This window comes from Paraburkholderia sp. SSBN10T (genome assembly GCF_056619545.1).
The window spans coordinates 190,563-207,628 of record NZ_JBWQQI010000004.1; the positions used below are offsets into that span (position 1 = coordinate 190,563).

9 protein-coding genes and 1 pseudogene are annotated in these 17,066 nt (G+C 57.1%); 9 read left to right on the top strand and 1 reads right to left on the bottom strand.

From position 1 onward, the window contains the following. Window positions 1–122: 122 nt before the first annotated feature. From AC1ECK_RS08015 to AC1ECK_RS08055, 9 genes and pseudogenes are all read left to right on the top strand, one after another. On the top strand, window positions 123–3,764 hold the full coding sequence (locus tag AC1ECK_RS08015) for a YadA-like family protein (protein WP_480317712.1): 3,642 nt from the start codon (window positions 123–125) through the stop codon (window positions 3,762–3,764). A 285-nt stretch (window positions 3,765–4,049) separates the two neighbouring features. Further along, a complete protein-coding gene (locus tag AC1ECK_RS08020) occupies window positions 4,050–5,207 on the top strand; it encodes a DUF2827 family protein (RefSeq protein WP_480317714.1) in 1,158 nt (385 codons plus the stop codon). Beyond that, the gene (locus tag AC1ECK_RS08025; RefSeq protein WP_480317716.1) at window positions 5,204–6,358 is read left to right on the top strand and encodes a DUF2827 domain-containing protein; all 1,155 of its coding nucleotides are present in this window, start codon (window positions 5,204–5,206) and stop codon (window positions 6,356–6,358) included. The genes AC1ECK_RS08020 and AC1ECK_RS08025 overlap by 4 nt, the downstream gene beginning before the upstream one ends. A 150-nt stretch (window positions 6,359–6,508) precedes the next feature. Then, entirely contained in the window at window positions 6,509–7,636 is a 1,128-nt protein-coding gene (locus tag AC1ECK_RS08030) for a DUF2827 domain-containing protein (protein WP_480317718.1), read from the top strand. Window positions 7,637–7,697: 61 nt separating this feature from the next. After that, window positions 7,698–7,882, top strand: a pseudogene (locus AC1ECK_RS08035) (IS6 family transposase); the annotation flags it as partial. Window positions 7,883–8,043: 161 nt separating this feature from the next. Continuing rightward, window positions 8,044–8,613 (top strand): hypothetical protein, encoded by a 570-nt coding sequence (locus tag AC1ECK_RS08040; protein WP_480317720.1) that lies wholly within the window; start codon window positions 8,044–8,046, stop codon window positions 8,611–8,613. Window positions 8,614–8,907: 294 nt separating this feature from the next. Further along, complete coding sequence (locus AC1ECK_RS08045) at window positions 8,908–9,570, top strand: response regulator (protein WP_480317722.1); 663 nt, start codon at window positions 8,908–8,910, stop codon at window positions 9,568–9,570. Further along, on the top strand, window positions 9,570–12,815 hold the full coding sequence (locus AC1ECK_RS08050) for an ATP-binding protein (RefSeq protein ID WP_480317724.1): 3,246 nt from the start codon (window positions 9,570–9,572) through the stop codon (window positions 12,813–12,815). The genes AC1ECK_RS08045 and AC1ECK_RS08050 overlap by 1 nt, the downstream gene beginning before the upstream one ends. 270 nt (window positions 12,816–13,085) lie before the next feature. Beyond that, entirely contained in the window at window positions 13,086–13,949 is an 864-nt protein-coding gene (locus AC1ECK_RS08055; RefSeq protein WP_480317726.1) for an EAL domain-containing protein, read from the top strand. Between the two features lie 399 nt (window positions 13,950–14,348). Here AC1ECK_RS08055 and AC1ECK_RS08060 read toward each other — a convergent pair whose 3' ends face one another. After that, window positions 14,349–16,331 (bottom strand): O-linked N-acetylglucosamine transferase, SPINDLY family protein, encoded by a 1,983-nt coding sequence (locus AC1ECK_RS08060; RefSeq protein ID WP_480317728.1) that lies wholly within the window; start codon window positions 16,329–16,331, stop codon window positions 14,349–14,351. Between the last annotated feature and the right edge of the window lie 735 nt (window positions 16,332–17,066).

A 17,066-nucleotide genomic window follows, 5' to 3' on the forward strand; every position in this document is an offset into this window, starting at 1 on the left:
ATCCGGTCGCAACTGGGTGGCTTCTAATTATCTGAAGGCGGTATCCCTGATTTAGGTATGCGTTTTCTGATCCTTTTATTCATGTAGTAGTGCGAATTTAATAACGGTATAGGAGTAGAGGTTTGAACAAGATCTTCAAAACAGTATGGTGCGAAAAGACGCGTACCTGGGTCGCGGTGTCCGAAGAGGCGACCGGGCACCGAGGTGCGACTTCGAGCGCTGTTGCGTCGGGTGGGAGTCAGAAAAAGCTGCTTCGCCTGTCGATGTTCGCTGTGGCATCGATGTCCGCCATGGGCTTCGTTGGGCCGTTCCAGTCGAGCGCAATGGCGGCCAACAACTCAACGATTTGTCTCAATTACGGCTCTAATTACACCTCCCAGGGTGTAGGCTGGGACCTCTTCGGTGATAGATGTGCGGAGGCGGGGCCTTGGGCGGGCGATATGCAGTTGGCCGGCTCCCAGGATTGGGTGGGGCTCAGTGCGGATAACACTCAGATCGTCGTGAACGGTACGAAAGGGGAAATCTATTTCCGCCCTGGTGGCGAGACCGGAAATCTTCTCTCCGTGTTGAACGGCGTGGATGGTGTAACCCTCTCTGGCCTCGCTGCGGGCATCAATCCTACTGATGCAGTGAATATGTCGCAGTTCACCTCGCTATCGACCACTGTCGCCGATTCTGGGATCGGACTGGTGTCGCGGAATCAGACTACAGGTGCACTCTCGGTAGGCGGGGACGCTGCAGGTACTACGGTCAACTTCGCCGGTACGCAGGGCGATCGCACGTTGACGGGTATTGCGGCGGGCGTGAACCCAACCGACGCTGTCAACATGGGCCAGTTTTCGGCGTTGTCGACCACCGCAATCGTGTACGACGGTGCTTCTCACAACCAGGTGACGTTGGGCGGAGTGGATCGCGTGTCGCCTGTCACGTTGACCAACGTGGCCGCAGGCGTGAACGCTCTGGACGCTGTGAACATGACGCAGCTCACGACGCTCTCCACGTCGACGACGTCAAGCGTGGCTTCACTTTCGACTGCAGTTATTGCCGCGGGCATTGGTCTGGTCAATCAGGATCAGACCACGGGCATCGTTGCCGTTGGCGCGAACATCGGCGGCACGAACGTGAACTTTGCCGGCATTCAGGGTACACGCACGCTCTCGGGTGTGGCCGCTGGTGTCAATGCGACCGATGCGGTGAACTTAAGCCAGCTCACCTCGCTGTCGACGTCGAACGCAAGTCAGTTCACCTCGCTTTCCACCGCACTGAACACGGGGCCTGGGATTCTGGTGCAGGACACCTCCACCGGCAATATCACGCTGGGCGCAAACATCGTCGGTACCAGCCTGAACATCGCCGGCACCCAGGGAGCGCGCACGCTCTCCGGTGTGGCTGACGGTGTGAATGCAACGGACGCCGTTAATGTTAAGCAGTTGACGTCCCTGTCGACCGTTACATCCGCTGGTCTCGCTTCGACCGCTGGCGATGTCGCTTCCCTGTCGACCGCCCTCAGCACATTCAACGATGATCTTGCTTCGTTGTCGACGGGCGCTCCGCCGTCCGAAACCAGCAACGCGTCGCTGTCGACCGCTCTTGCAAGCACTGCCGACGATGTCGCCTCGCTGTCGACCAGCCTCGGCGCGATTAACTCGAATCTGCGCGACGTCGGCAATAGTGTGACGAACCTGCAGACGGCGATGGCAAATACCGTTGCTTATGATGACTCGGTCAAGGGACAGGTTACCTTCGGCGGTATCGGCGCGACGACCCCTGTGCTGCTCAGGAATGTTGCCGCCGGCTCCATTTCTGCAGAGAGTACGGACGCGATCAACGGTTCTCAGTTGTACGCCCTGCAACAACAGGCATCAGAACAGTTCGGCCTGCTGACCTCGGAAGTTGCTTCGTTAAGTACGTCTGTGTCGACACTGCAGGACAGTGTTGCATCCAGCAATGGCGCTACGTCGGGTAATAATTCCGTCGCGACCGGCGACAATGCGACTGCATCCGGCGACAACAGCACGGCGACCGGCGATAACTCGGCCGCTACCGGTGACAACAGCACGGCGACTGGCGATAACTCGTCTGCGACCGGTGACAGCAGCACAGCGAACGGTTCGAACTCGACGGCGTCGGGTGACAACAGCACAGCAAACGGTGCAAACTCGACAGCATCGGGCGACAACAGCACGGCTGCCGGCGATAACTCGTCTGCGACCGGTGACAGCAGCACGGCGACCGGTTCGAACTCGACGGCGTCGGGCGATAACAGCACGGCAAACGGTGCGAATTCGACGGCATCGGGCGACAACAGCACGGCGACTGGTGACAACTCGGCCGCGACGGGCGACAACAGTACGGCGACCGGTTCGAACTCGGCGGCGTCGGGTGATAACAGCACGGCAACGGGCGACAACTCGGCTGCGACGGGTAACAGCAGCTCGGCGAGCGGCGCGAACTCGACGGCGTCGGGCGACAACAGCACGGCGACCGGTGCCAACTCGACTGCGACAGGCGAAGGCAGCACGGCGACGGGTGAAAACGCAGCAGCGTCTGGCGACAACAGCACTGCATCGGGTAACAACTCGGCAGCCTCGGGCGACAGCAGTTCGGCGAACGGTGCGAACTCGACGGCGTCGGGCGACAATAGCACGGCGACCGGTGCGAACTCGACCGCGACGGGCGAAGGCAGCACTGCGACGGGCGAAAACGCAGCGGCGTCCGGTGACAACAGCACTGCATCAGGTAGCAATTCGGCAGCCTCGGGTAACAGCAGTTCAGCGAACGGTGCGAACTCGACGGCGTCGGGCGACAACAGCACGGCAACCGGTGCGAACTCGACCGCGACGGGCGAAGGCAGCACGGCGACGGGCGAAAACGCAACAGCGTCTGGCGACAGCAGCACTGCATCGGGTAACAACTCGGCAGCTTCGGGTAACAGCAGCACGGCGACCGGCGCCAACTCGGCCGCGACGGGCGAAGGCAGCACGGCGACGGGTGAAAACGCAGCAGCATCCGGCGACAACAGCACCGCATCGGGTAACAATGCTATCGCCTCGGGCACGAACAGCACGGCCAACGGTGCCAACTCGGTTGCATCGGGCGACACGAGTTCCGCTTACGGCACGAACGCAGCGGCATCCGGCGACGGTGGTACTGCGATGGGTAGTAACGCTGTGGCCGCCGGCACTAGCAGCACCGCAACAGGTACGAATGCTGTTGCTGCCGGCAACAACAGTATTGCCGCGGGTGCCAATGCCGTTGCTTCCGGAACTGGCAGTGCTGCGTTCGGTGAGGGCACCAGCGCGACGGGTGCGGGTAGTACGGCAATCGGCCAGGGGGCTAAGGCGTCTGCCGCCAACTCTGTCGCGCTCGGCGCGGGTTCAGTTGCAAGTGAGCCGGATACGGTTTCGGTTGGCTCGCAGGGCAGCGAGCGACGCATCACGAATGTCGCGCCTGGTGTCAACGCGACTGATGCCGTCAACGTCAGCCAGCTCAACGGCGCGATCTCGGGTATGCAAGGCGAGATCAACGCGATGGCCCGTAATGCATATTCCGGTGTGGCCGCCGCTACCGCACTGACGATGATTCCTGACGTCGACCCGGGCAAGACGTTGTCTATCGGGGTGGGGACTGGTAACTACAAGGGCTACCAGGCAACTGCTCTCGGTGGGACGGCCCGCATCACCCAGAACCTGAAGGTGAAGGCTGGTGTGAGCTACAGCAGCGGCGGCACCGTTTGGGGCGCGGGTATGTCGTACCAGTGGTAATTGCTTTACTTGCCACCGGATCTGGCCGTTGACTAAGACGTTCTCCGGCCAGATCCTCCGGCTTGGGCCGCCGCATACCCGGTATGCGGCGGCATTTTTTTTGCGAATCGATGTTCCGCGCGGAATTGTCGGGAACGTGTCTCCATACGCTCAGAAACGCTCATAGAATGAATGCGGCTGATTGCCGTGGCGACAGGTTGTCGCGCTGGGAAACGAGTACTCACCGCAGCGGTCTGGATTTAAGGTGGATATAGGAATATCCGCACGCCGGGAGAGGTCGAATCTATGATTGACGAAAAGTACCTACGCATTGGAATTTCCGTAGACACAAGCCAGCAGCATATCTGGCAGAACGGTCCGTACCAGAATGCCATCTTTCTCGCCGCGGCGTTTCAGCGGTTGCCCTTCGTGCGGTCGGTGACACTGATTGATGTCGCGTGCGGGAATGCAGCCGCTGCACCAGACACGGATATCGCCGGGCCACTTCCACTTGTAACTCCGCAGCATGCCGCTGACGCGGTAGACGTCCTCATCGAGCTGGCAGGCGCCTTTGATCCGAAGTGGCTGGAACTGATGCGGGCGCGGGGTAAAAAGTTGGTGCTCTATCAGGCGCGCCATTCTTTTACCGAACTTGCCGAGCCGGCACTATTCGGGTGCCACGCTGCAGGTCGCTGGGGAATCCGTTTTGACGAAATCTGGACAATGACAAAAGACCGGCCGTTCGAGTCGATGATGCGGACGGTGCATCGGTGCGAAGTGCACGAGGTGCCTTTCATGTGGCATCCGGAATTCGTGCAGCAGCGAGCGAGACAGTTGCAGGCATACGGACTTGAGTTTGGATATGGTAGGCAGTTGCAAGTCGCAGGTACTGCCAACAGCGTTCGAGTGGCCATTTTCGAGCCCAATGCTTCAGTGGTCCGGAACGCCAGCATTCCGATGCTGATCTGTGACGAAGCCTATCGGCACGATAGAACATCAGTGCAGGCCATGCACGTGCTGAACAGCCTTCATATGAAGGACCATCCGACAATGCTTTACCTTGCCAACTCGCTGGATATCGTACGCGAGCACAAGGCCACGTTCCATGGATTCCACGATGTTGTGAGTTTCATGCCGCAATTCGCAGACGCTGTCGTCGCCCATCAGTGGCAAAACGCGCAGACCTATACCGCGTTGGACGTGTTGTATGGAGATTATCCTCTGGTCCACAACGCCGAATGGATGAAAGAGGCGGGTTACTACTATCCAGATTTCGACGTCATCGAAGGTGCGCGCCTGTTGAGGCAACTTGCCCAAGATCACTTCAGAACCTTGGCGGATTACAGGAGCCGATCAACGAAGGTGTTTGAGCAGGTCGACCCTTTCCAGCCGGGCACCCTCGCTGCATATTCGGCAAGGCTTCGACACCTGTGCCGCAGTGAAAGGAAAGGAGAGATCGCATGACTTCAGTGTCCGTCAATTCAGTTTATAGCCGAAAGCTGCGTGTTGGCGTTTCGATGCACGTGCGCGCGGGGGAGCAGTCGCTCTGGGAGAACGGCATTTATCAGAATTGTATTTTCCTGGTGATGCTCCTCATGCGTTCCCCGATCGTCAGCGAGATCTACCTGGTAGTCGACGGGGCGACCGGGAATGAAGTGAAATCGAAGGAATTCCTACGGGAGTCACCGGTGCCGGTTATCGGCATGAGCGAGGCAGTGACGACCTTGGACGTCATGATCGAGATGAGCGCGCAGCTTAAAAAGGACTGGATCATTTCGTTTCGCGAGCACAAGGGAAAGGTCGTGTCCATGCGCGTAGGAAATGATTATGTGATTGATGTTGAGCGCATGACCTTCGGCAAGCCGAACGGGATGCTCATTCCCGGTGAACCGTATGATGCCATCTGGACTCTGCCCCAATATGAAAAGATTGGGGTGCCATACTACGGAATCGCCTTTCGCGCGCCTGTGCGGATTCTCGGACACTTGTGGAGCCCGGTTTTCCTGCAACGCGAGATCGCAAATCTCCCGTCCGGTTTGTCGTTTGGCTATCAGCCCGAGCGTCGTCGCTGGCGCGTCGGCATCTTTGAGCCAAATCTCTGCCTGGTCAAAACGAGTTTCATCCCGATGCTATGCTGCGAAGCCGCACATCGAGCCAATCCTGACTTTCTTGAATATGTCAGGGTCTACAACACGCTTGCAATGAAGGAAAATGCGACCTTCGGAAGCTTCGCCCGCAGCCTGGATATCGTGAAGCACGGCCTTGCCTCATTCGAGGGACGTTTCCCGCTGTACCGCATCGTGGCGTCAGACGTGGACGCGATCGTGTCGCATCAGTGGGAGAACGCTCAGAACTACGTCTATTACGAAGCGCTTTTTGGTGCCTATCCGCTGGTTCACAATTCTCATCTGATTGGCGATTGTGGTTACCGCTACCATGATTTCGACTGCGAGGAAGGCGCGCTGGCACTACAGAGAGCATATATGGAACATGATGCCAATCTCGATCACTACCGGCGAACCGCAGGTGAATTCCTGCGCGGACTTGCGCCGGAAAACGAGGCTAATGTGCGAGCCTATACCGAAGCGATCGCTTTGCTTTACGACGAGCCCTGACGATCGCCTCGGATCGTGGAGTGAGCTTCACGCACGGATGGTAGACGCAAGCCCCTTGTGTGATGCGACTGCCGACGAGCAGGCAGGGCGGTTCGCGGCGGACTATTGGCATTTGGTATCCGCGCCGTCAGCGCGGGAATGGATTGCTAGATGAAGAAACTGAAAATCGGTATCACGATCGGATTGCATCATCCGGCGGAAACTCTCTGGAATAACGGGATCAAGCAGAACGCCGCATTTCTCGCCCTGGCGTTGTGCAACTGCCTGAACGTTGAGAGCGTCACGCTCGTCAATACGACGGCGACGCCCATCACCGATGCGTTGCCGTGGAACCTCGGGCAATTTCCTACTGTCGCTTTCGATGTGGCGAAAGATGTTGTTGATATCATGATTGAGCTCGGCGGCCAGATCGACTGTAACCAGACCGATTACCTCAAGACGAGAGGCGCGCGTCTGATATCGTATTGCTGCGGATCTGAGTATGTCCTTGCGATGGAGGCCGTCCTGTTCCGCAAGTCCTTATGGGGACCGCACCTGTTCGTCAATCAGCGGTATGACGATATCTGGGCCGTTCCTCAGGTCGCTGGGCTGAACCTACCTTATTTCGAGGTGCTCCGACGGAAAAAAGCCCGTGTGATTCCATTTGTATGGAGCCCGGTTTTTCTGGAGGAACAGGTAAGTGCGTTGCCCGGTGGCGGAGTGTACCAGGCTTCATCGCGACCGAGGCGGCTAAGCGTGATGGAGCCGAATATCAACGTAGTCAAGTTCTGCCTGTATCCAGCGTTGATCGCAGAGCTGGCATATCGCGCACGTCCGGAAAACATTGCGCGACTTCAGGTCACCAACGCGGAGCAGTTGGCCACGCAAAGCCCTGAATTTGTATCTTTGATGAGTCAGCTAGACATCGTCCGTGACGGAAAGGCCGTCTTTGTGGGGCGATATGAAACCCCATCCTTCCTGGCCGAATACACGGATGTCGTTATATCGCATCAACTGGGAAATCCGCTTAACTATTTTTATCTGGAAGTCTGCTGGCAGGGCTATCCGTTGATCCATAACGCATCAATGTGCCGGGACATGGGCTACTACTACGAGGACAACGACGTAGCTGGCGGAGCAGAGGAGTTGATCCGCGCACTGCAGTTTCACGACGCAGATGCGGTTCAATACAGGCAAGCGCAGCGCGACGCTATTGCGCGCCATTTGCCTGATAATCCGGATGTCGTTTCAACGTATTCAGGTTTGCTTGATGAAATCATGGCTCGACCGATCTGTTGAGCGAGGCGTCATCGTCAGGTTGTTGGGTCGATCACGTATGATGATGCGATGAAGAAATCGAAATCGCTTGCGCAGCTATCCGGCGGCAAGAGCCGGGATCCCAGAACATGCGAACGTAAAACACGTGTCGCGCTCAAGCGGCATCTACTGCGCGCTTCACTCTATCGCAAACAACTCGCAGCCCGGTTCGCTGCATGGTGCGAATTCGCCGAACTCGTCCAAAATCCGTCGACTGCTTTCTTATAGTCGTCACACCTGCCGTCGTACCGTCTCACTCCCCGTAACTTGACAATGCCGCTTACACTTATCTAATTTTTGCGATATGCGTGGCGCAGTCGTGTCTTTAATGTTCCCCGTTAATGTCAAGGTTGCGGATATGCCATGCCTTGAGTCCGCTCTTCACCTGAGTGATCGTCGACGCTGAACATTATAGATTGCTTTTCTATTGGATATGGCTCGGCGTGGTGGGTGAGGCTGCCGAAACAAAGGGGGATGCAATGGAAAGCACGATGCGTGATCAGGGATTGTCGACGTTGAGGTTCGGCTGGGTAATCAGGTGTTGGTCCGGCACTGTGGGATCGTTGCCGAAACTCGCCTTTTTTCTGGTGCCTGGTTTGTTCGTGATGTTCTGTGCTCTTCTATTTCTGGTGTGGTACGTCAATAATTTGAGTGGCTGGCTGATCCTGTCATTCGTGCTCCTGATTGGAGCGATGTTAACGGTAATTTTTTTGCTCGTACTTTCGATGAACGTGGGGGCGAGTTGGAATGGGCTTCCGCTATGCGTTGAAGGCATTGATGATTGCAGCGGTTCGTTGATTGGGCAATCATCATGCGATGGTGACACGAGGCTGCATGCCGATTTCGGTAGCATGCGCACAGTCGATTGTGAATTCAGGTCCGGGCTGGCCGGAGGATTGCACGAATGGTGCGATAAGACGAGCTGCCCGTGGTTCCGATTCTCGAAAGAGTCTGCATGATCGAAGTACCCGCGTCACCTGAGGGTAAACGCCCTGGTCGGATGGGAGCGTAGAATGTAAGTGTCGGACCGACTAATAGGGCTGTGGGGGGCGCACGACCTGCTGGATTGGTCCGATCGGCTTTCGTCGTGATGGAGCAGGATGTGTGGAAGCAGTCGGCGGCGGTGAGAGCAGAAGTCCCTGCCCGATTCGATTTTGTTCTTGTGGGGGAAGCTTGGCCAGGCGGGCGAGCATCCATGATCGGACGCAGGATCGATGAGTGGAATTAGAACACTACAGCCATTTGGGGGCGCCATGTCGAACGTACCCGGTCAGACGAGAGTCGTGATTGCGGATGATCATCCGATCGTGCTGTGTTCCGTATCAGAATGCATGAATTCGCTACCCGGTTTTCGGGTGGTCGCTACCGCGAGTTCGGGGGACGGGCTGCTGAGCGAGCTGGCTACTCACGAGGCAGATCTGGTTGTGACCGACTATGCGATGCAGCAAGGCGACGAAGACAGGGACGGACTACGACTGATTTCCCATCTGTTGCGCCTCCATGAACGTACGCCAGTTGTCGTATTCACCATGTTGACCAACAGCGGCGTGCTAAGCCAGCTTTGCCGTATGGGTGTGGCGGGCCTCGTCGGCAAGGATGAGGAAATCGTCGAGCTTGGTCAGGTGTGTCTCCGGGTCATGCGCGGTGCGAGTCGGTGCTTGTCCAAGGGGATGGAGCGCCGGCTTGCGGCCGTAGGTAGCGTGGGGCCGGGCAAGGCCGATTTCCAGGCGTTGACGCAGAAGGAACTCGAGGTGGTGCGACTGTTTTCGACGGGTATCTCGCTGACCGAGATCGCGCGCATGCTCAGCCGGTCGCTGGGCACAGTCGCGACTCAGAAGCGGTCCGCGATGCGGAAACTTCATGTGGAGACGAATGTCGACCTCGTAGCCTGCGCCCGGGAGCAAGGACTGGTCTGATGTACCGACTTCTGCAAGAACTTGACGAGTCGCCGCTCAAGAAGTTCTATTCGCTTGAATCCAATCTCAAGCGAGAGCGTCGGGTCTTTGCGATCGTTATCGCTCTGCTGATCTGTGTCGCGGTAATAGTTACGGCGATGACTGTGGCCGGATTGTTTCAGACGTCTTTCCGCCAGGAAGAGCAGGCCGCACGCATCCACGAAAAAGAGATGGTCGACGCGTTCCTGCAACGGCGCGTTGTGTTGACCACGGCGAGTCTCGTGCTGCAATTGCACATGAATAGCGAACCGATTCCGCCGGATCTGATGGCGCCGCGCGCGTGCACGCAGATGCGAGGCAGCGTGACAGACAACCTTGTGCTGCGTGAGAGTTGTGATTTTGTGGTTCAGAACCTGACCAGTTCCAGTCAGGCGTCGAGTGTCGCGATGATCCTCGCCGACGGTACGGCAGCATATGAGCATCTGTTCTCGCCGGACGTTTTTTCGTCACTTCACCTCGATTCGCCATTGGCCACCGTCGCGGCGATCCTCGATAGATTTCACAAACGCGGAATGGATCCTGTCGACGCGGCACGCAAGAGACAGATCATCTGGTTTGTCGACGGGGACGGTGGCGAACAAGCGGAACCGCATATGATTGGCGCGTCGCTGATCCTGAAGGATGACCAGCTTTACGCAGTAGTCCTGTCCAGCATGGATGTGCACGATCTCCTCACGCCACTCGAGCGAAGCGGCCAAGTTCCGGAGCCGGTCATCATTGACGTCGATGGCCGGCCGCTCATCGAGACCGCGGATGCCGGTCTAGTCCACCAGGTCGACGAGAGGCTGGTTCTGCGACAGGACGGCTTGTATCATTGGATTTCGGGGTTCGGATGGGCCTTGCGCCGTCCCGCGTTGTCCGCCGGTTTCGGCCACATGGTGTACCTGCTGCCTCTTTCGGTTTTGCTTCGCGGGCTGCGTTACGAGCTAATGCTAATCTGCGGAGCGGCTATCGTGCTGGTCGTGCTCCTGTGCGTGGCTTATCGCTACTGGAACTATCGGTTCCTGACGCGCGTCTATTCCGAAGCTTCAAGAGCGCTCGACACCGAAATGCTCAACCATCTACTGGTACATGCGACCCCGGTAGGGTTGTGTATTGTGCGCCGATCGAATCTCGAGATCGTCGTCGCGAATCCTATCGCCCGGTCCGTAATGGGTTTGCGCATCGCCGATAAGCGGCTGCCGCAGGAACTCAGCGACGCCTTCGATGAGTCGCTCGAAGGCATGAAGGGGGAGGAGGGTGGTTCGCAGATTTTTCAGTTTCCGTTTACGTTGTCGCGCCCGAAGCATCCGGCCGTGCACCTCGAAATCACGTACGTGCGAGCCAAGCTGAATCAGCAAGACGTATTTTTCTGTGCCGTTATCGACATGACCGCCCATCATCAGGCGGAAATCCTGTTGCGGGAAGCGAAGCTGACCAGCGATGCTGCGGCCAAGGCTAAGGTCGCGTTCTTTGCATCGATGAGCCACGAGATACGCACACCGCTCTCTTCGCTGGTCGGCAATATCGAGCTGGTAGCCCATGGCCCGCTCGCCCCCGAACAGAAGGCGCGCGTGCGGGCAATGCAGACATCCGCGGGTGGCTTGCTGCAGATCGTGAACGACGTGCTGGATTTTTCAAAGATCGATGTTGGCGAACTGAGCCTGATGGAGGAGTGGAGGAGCATCCCCGAATTGCTTGGCAGGCTCGGGCTATCGCATGCACCGCTGGCAAATCAGCAGGGCTTGAAGTTTTTTATGGTCCTGGATCGAAACATTCCGTCGCGATTACTTTTCGATCCGATTCGGGTTTCGCAGATCGTCAATAACCTTCTTAGCAATTCACTGAAATTTACGCAGTCTGGCAAGGTTGTATTGCGTGCGGCGTGGCGCGATGGTGATCTCGAGATCAGTGTGACGGATTCTGGTATTGGGATACCGGAAGAACTGAAGCATCGTCTGTTCCAGCCGTTTACTCAAGGTGATAGTAACCGATTGACCCAAGCCCGAGGGACGGGGCTGGGGTTGTCTATTTGCGCGCGCCTGTGTGAATTGATGAAAGGACGGATCGATCTGGACAGCGTAGTCGGCGTCGGCACACGTATCACTGTTGCGCTGCCGCTCAGGGAGTCGGAGGCTTACTCGGGCGAATCGGAGTGGACGCTTCCATACCATCGGCCGGTAATTCTCTGTCGTGCGCCCGAGAATCGCGAATGGTTGAGCAACCTGTTCGATCCGGTCGTGACCGTTATAACGGTTGTGTCGAATCCGGTCGAGCCGATCGATGCGAGTGCGCATGATTGCCTGATTGCGACAGATGAGTTTGCGCCGCGGGAAGTGCTTGCCTGGTGGAGCCGGGCAGATGTGATTCTGTGGGTAGGGCAGGGTGGCCCCATCGTTCCTGCACGTCGCGACGAAGGTGGGGTGGAGGTGTCGATACACAGTCTGCCGGGGTTGAGGTCTGTCGTACAGATGTTGGGAACCGCACACAGCACAATATCGGTGTCCGAAAAGTCGACGATAGCTCCGCAAGTCGCCCTTACGATCTTGATCGTCGAGGATAATCTCCTGAATCGTAGTTTGCTTCTGGACCAGTTGACCACGCTGGGCGTTAGGGTTGTCGAGGCGACAAATGGTGAGGAGGCGCTGGCAAGGCTCGAAAAGGAGTGCGTGGACGCCGTCATGACCGATATCGATATGCCTGTCATGGATGGATTCCGCTTGCTGAGCGAATTACGCAGGCTCGGTATGACGATGCCTGTCTATGCGGTGAGCGCGAGCGCGCGGCCCGAGGACATCGCGGAAGGCCAGGCCCGGGGTTTCACCGATTATCTGACCAAACCCGTTTCGCTCGAGACTCTCGAAAAGGTTGTTGACGAGTTGACGAAGGCTGGACGCGCTTTCGTAGCGACCGAGCCGGAAGACGATGAGCTTCCGGACGTGCCCGTGGTACCGGCAAAATACGTGGAGGCGTTTCTCGAGCAGGTGACGCGCGACGCAACGGAATTCGATGCGGTGATGCGTGCGCGTGAGCTTGCCCGGCTCAGACAATGGCTGCATGGGGTCGCGGGCTGCCTTGCTGTCCTCGGTCAGTCGGCCTTATATGAGCAGTGCCAGGAGTTGCGAACGCACGTGCGTGAGTCCACTGAATGGGACGAGGAAATTTCGCAGCAGGCTCGCGCGATCGCGGACGCACTGGACCGAATGGCCGCGCAACTCCGGCAATAGCAGTGCGCGGCGGACCTTCTGTGCTCCGCCTGTACGTTTCCACTAAGCTACGCTCAGATTTGTGCTTGTGCGGGCGTACAGTGCACGAGCAATTCGAAGATTTCAGATATCTGTCTCTGTCCCCCCGGCTTAACGTTAACTGACTTTTTATAAATCTTGGGTTCGCCTGCTGACTGGATTCAGGTAACACCATAGGTGGTAAGCGGCGATTTCGTTGCAGCTGCTGTGCCGGGAGCTGGATCGGCGTCCAACATAGCGAGGAGATGGAAAATGAGTGCGGGCCGTGTGTTTCGCCAAGAATTATCCACTGATCTTGGCGAGGATGAGGCGTTCGCGGTATGCAAGAAAAAGCTAGAGCAGACCGTCGGACAAGGCGAATTCGTAGTCGAGTACCAACCCGTCGCTTCGATGCGATACGGTACGATTGGCGGCGCCGAGGCGATCCCGTTCTGGAATCATCCGAGGCGCGGCATACTTGCCCCAGACGAGTTTTATGCGGATGCCGAGTGGATCGACGCTTTAGCGCTGCTGCATGGTTTTGTAATCGATGAGGCATGCCGACAACTTGGAAGATGGAATGCGGACGGTGACGGTGCACCATCTATCTCTATCGGTTTGACGGTAGCACAACTTGGTCGCGCGGACATTGCGGAGCAACTTGAGCAGGCAGTGACGCGGAACCGACTGTCGACTTCTCAATTGACGCTCGAAATATCGGAGCGCGTCTTGGCACTTGACGCCGCGCTCCTTTCCAAACTCTTGAAACCGTTGCGGCAAAGGGGGTACCGTGTGGTGCTGGGGGACTTCGGCGTTTGCCACACGTCGATATCTCTGTTGATGGATCTCCCGCTGACTGGGGTGAAATTCGGCTGTCCGTTCACGGCAACGTTGCCCGAATCCTCGACGTCGCAGGCCATTCTCTCGAATGTTTCGCGGCTGGCGCGAGACCTTGGATTATCTCTGACCGTCCCCGGGGTCGATAACGAGAGCCAGTTGGATCTGCTGCGTGAACATAGCCACATCGAATGGCAGGGCGCTTTGTTGTGCGGTCCCTTGCGCGCTGAGGTGTGGGCCGCTTCCGTGAATCGCCTCATTCTGAATCGCCTCCACAGACCGCGTGGCGGTGGAGGGTAGGATGACTGCTGTCGATCGGGCCTGCCGTGGAATCATACCGGCGAGCCATATTGCAATCCGCACTACAGTAACTGGGGCGGGCGCCTCACCGATCGCCGCCTGAAATGCTGACCTCCAGGAGGCACCTCATAACGACCTTTGGGGATCATTGAAACAAAACCTGTACTTAAGCGGCATCGACGATTTCTTCTCGAGGACTGCGCAGCAAGTTCAGTTCATCACGGGCTAGCGCCTTGTGAACGGCGAACGAGTATCACCTGAGCGTGCTGATGTGTTCGAACTCGAGCGAGCCGAGCCGCGTGACATCTTCGTCATAGACCGAGAAACCCTTGGAGCGCAACTCTTATATTATCGATTCGATATCTGTACCGTGCGCGTGGGTTGAACGAAGCGACGCGACTATGCCTGTTCCGTGGCAACCGGCGTAAATGTCGAGCTTTCCCTAATGAGAAAGTCCCCGAATGAATGGACGCTCTCCCTGTTGGCCAACGCAGGAAGTTTCGCGGCCAGTCGCACCTTGTATGCTTGCCGATACTCGGTGTCGAATGCGTGGCGAGCACACAGATCCACGAGACCGGCTTTGTCCTTTGCAACGAGTTCGACGAACCCGAGGTATTGCATCAAGGCTGCCGTGTGCCGTTGCCGCATGAACAAACCTTCCATGCAGAGAACGAGCGAGCCACCATGCAGCGCGTCCAGCGTCGTGTTGTGCCCGGACCATGCCGGATTGTCCAGAAATACGTCGCTTACCGCACATAGTGCAATGAATTCCGGCTGACTGAGTGATCCTTGATGGCACCTGACATGCCGATCGTAGGACAAGCCGTGTCGCTGGAAGGCTTCCTGCATCCGATCGACGAAGATCTGAGTGGTAGCCGCATCTGACCGCGGGAAGAAAACGAACTTGCACCGTTCGCCAATGCGCGCGGCGATCTGCGGATACAGATCGTCGTCCTCCGGCACATACTTGAAGGTCGACTGAGGTGACACGATTACTATGTCATGCTCATCAAGACCAAAGAAGGAACGATTAACCTTGGACGGCTGCGGGTAGCCGAATGAATACGTGCAACCGAGTCCGGGGAGCCGGAGTATCTTCTCGCGGTAATACAGTTCGGCGCTTGCAGATTCCATCATGTCGGCAGAGACGACATAGTCGATGTTCGCGGAGCCAGACGTATCCGGGTGCCCAAGCATTTGAACCTGAAGGGGGGCGAGCCTTAGCGACGTCAAGCAATACGAGCTGAAGTTCATGCCGACGTCCGGGTACACAATAACATCCGGTGCATCGGCGACCAGGCGTTCGATCACATCGCCGACGAAGGTGCTTTCGAAAAATGCATCCGACAGATTTCGTGCGTCATCTGTGAAGCGATCATGTGCCGAGCCCATGTGATACGTATAGATCTCGAATCTGTCACGGTCCAGGTTCTCGTAGTAGCCAACGGTTGGAATCTTCCAGATGGAATGTCCGTTGAAAAAGGCAGACACGAACCCGATTCGAATCTTGGTATGTGCGGAATCGTTAAGGCGCGCACGCCGGTTTTCGACGATACGCGTCTGCGCATCGTCGAACATCGCCTCCATGAGCCGTCGAACTTGATCGTTAAACCGGCTCAGAAGATCAGTGTTGGTGCGCCCGTTGTAGGTGAGGAAAAAGAGCGGATCGCACCAAACATCGCGCAATTCGGAGATTGAGGGCATAGATGTTGTGATCGCTTTGGTCACGTCATGCGACATCTCGTTCAGCGCGCAATCAACCATATGGCGGACAATGTCGATTTCGTCGTTTGAGGTGTAGACGATGGGCAGGTGGAATGCGACTTTCTGCACAATGCCTGTCACGCACTGCGAGTTTAGATCGACTGCACGCCGCGCGCACGCAAGTGCTTTATCGCGCTCGCCGAGATAGAAATACACATATCCAAGTTTCGAATGAAGTTCGGAGTCTTCCGGATGGTGCTCTAGCAGTCTCGTCAGAAAATCGGCCGCACGCGTGCGCAAGCGCTTGTCATTGTGATGGAACGCCGCATAGGCTGCATTTCGCACAATCAGCCGATCGCTTGGGGCGCGTTCCGCTGCCTGTGAATAGAACCGGTAGGCGTCTTCCTGCCGACCCTGGCGCTCGTGGCAGATGCCGGCGTTGTTGAGGGGCGATGCCCATTGCGGAGCCAGCTCCGACGCCCGCTGGAAGAGCGTGACGGCCCCCTTATAGTCCTGCTCCCTGAGTCGGACGTTGCCGGCTAGATAATAGAGATCAGCATCTGAGAAGGCATCGAGCACGTCTTCGGAGAGAAATTTTCCGATTTGAGTAGAGAGGCCAGCGTTTAGCGCGGTTCTGACCAGTCCGACCATCGACTGCTTGCAAATGTCTATGTTCATGCGTGTATAGCTCCAAGATAGCTTCGTCGAGGTCGATCGCCTGGCGGCGGAGATTTGACGGCGGTGGTGGCACGCCACCCGGAATTCGATACCGGATCGAGTATCGGCGAGATAGCCGAAGAGAACGCTCGACCGTCAGCGTTGAAAAAATTCGTCAATGTATGCACTGAACTGGCCGCTCACTTTAGCGTTTCTGGTGCCTTCTGTAACGGTCGTATGCTTGGATATGCTGCGTGATGCAGATGTCGTGTGTCGCTGTCGACGATGGCGTTGAGCGCTTCTCTAACTCCTATATCACTGCCCGATCAACTGGATCGCCTTCGACTGCGTAGCAGGTTACCGTTTCCGTGATTCCCGCCCATGAGTTCAAAGGGCTTCGTGTGCCATCCTGGCGGGTTATCGCACCTCCAACAGATTCGCTCGAGTCCGGCATTGAGGGAATCTCATAACTTAGATAATCAGGGAGTCTGGCGTAGAAAATCGCTTGATAATCGCAATGGAGAGTTGCTTGTGTTTGCGTCGACGACTGGTGTCGACTGTTCGAAAAGCGCCCAGCGAAGACAGTATTCTTCGAGGACGAGAAGGATACCGTCCGGCAACAGTTGCGCGCCGAGTCGCTCCAGAAGGCATATTCCCAGCTCGTGAGCTAGCTCACGGAGCGTGCTGTGGGCATGTTCGATGGCCTGTTCGTCGGTATGACACTAGCGACGGAATTACTCTGAGAGCCCGGAGGAC

Bases quoted from the DNA above. Each gene is read 5' to 3' on its own strand.
- AC1ECK_RS08020 (WP_480317714.1), top strand. From the start codon at position 4,050: ATGATTGACGAAAAGTACCTACGCATTGGAATTTCCGTAGACACAAGC.
- AC1ECK_RS08025 (WP_480317716.1), top strand. From the start codon at position 5,204: ATGACTTCAGTGTCCGTCAATTCAGTTTATAGCCGAAAGCTGCGTGTT.
- AC1ECK_RS08030 (WP_480317718.1), top strand. From the start codon at position 6,509: ATGAAGAAACTGAAAATCGGTATCACGATCGGATTGCATCATCCGGCG.
- AC1ECK_RS08045 (WP_480317722.1), top strand. From the start codon at position 8,908: ATGTCGAACGTACCCGGTCAGACGAGAGTCGTGATTGCGGATGATCAT.
- AC1ECK_RS08050 (WP_480317724.1), top strand. From the start codon at position 9,570: ATGTACCGACTTCTGCAAGAACTTGACGAGTCGCCGCTCAAGAAGTTC.
- AC1ECK_RS08055 (WP_480317726.1), top strand. From the start codon at position 13,086: ATGAGTGCGGGCCGTGTGTTTCGCCAAGAATTATCCACTGATCTTGGC.
- AC1ECK_RS08060 (WP_480317728.1), bottom strand. From the start codon at position 16,331: ATGAACATAGACATTTGCAAGCAGTCGATGGTCGGACTGGTCAGAACC.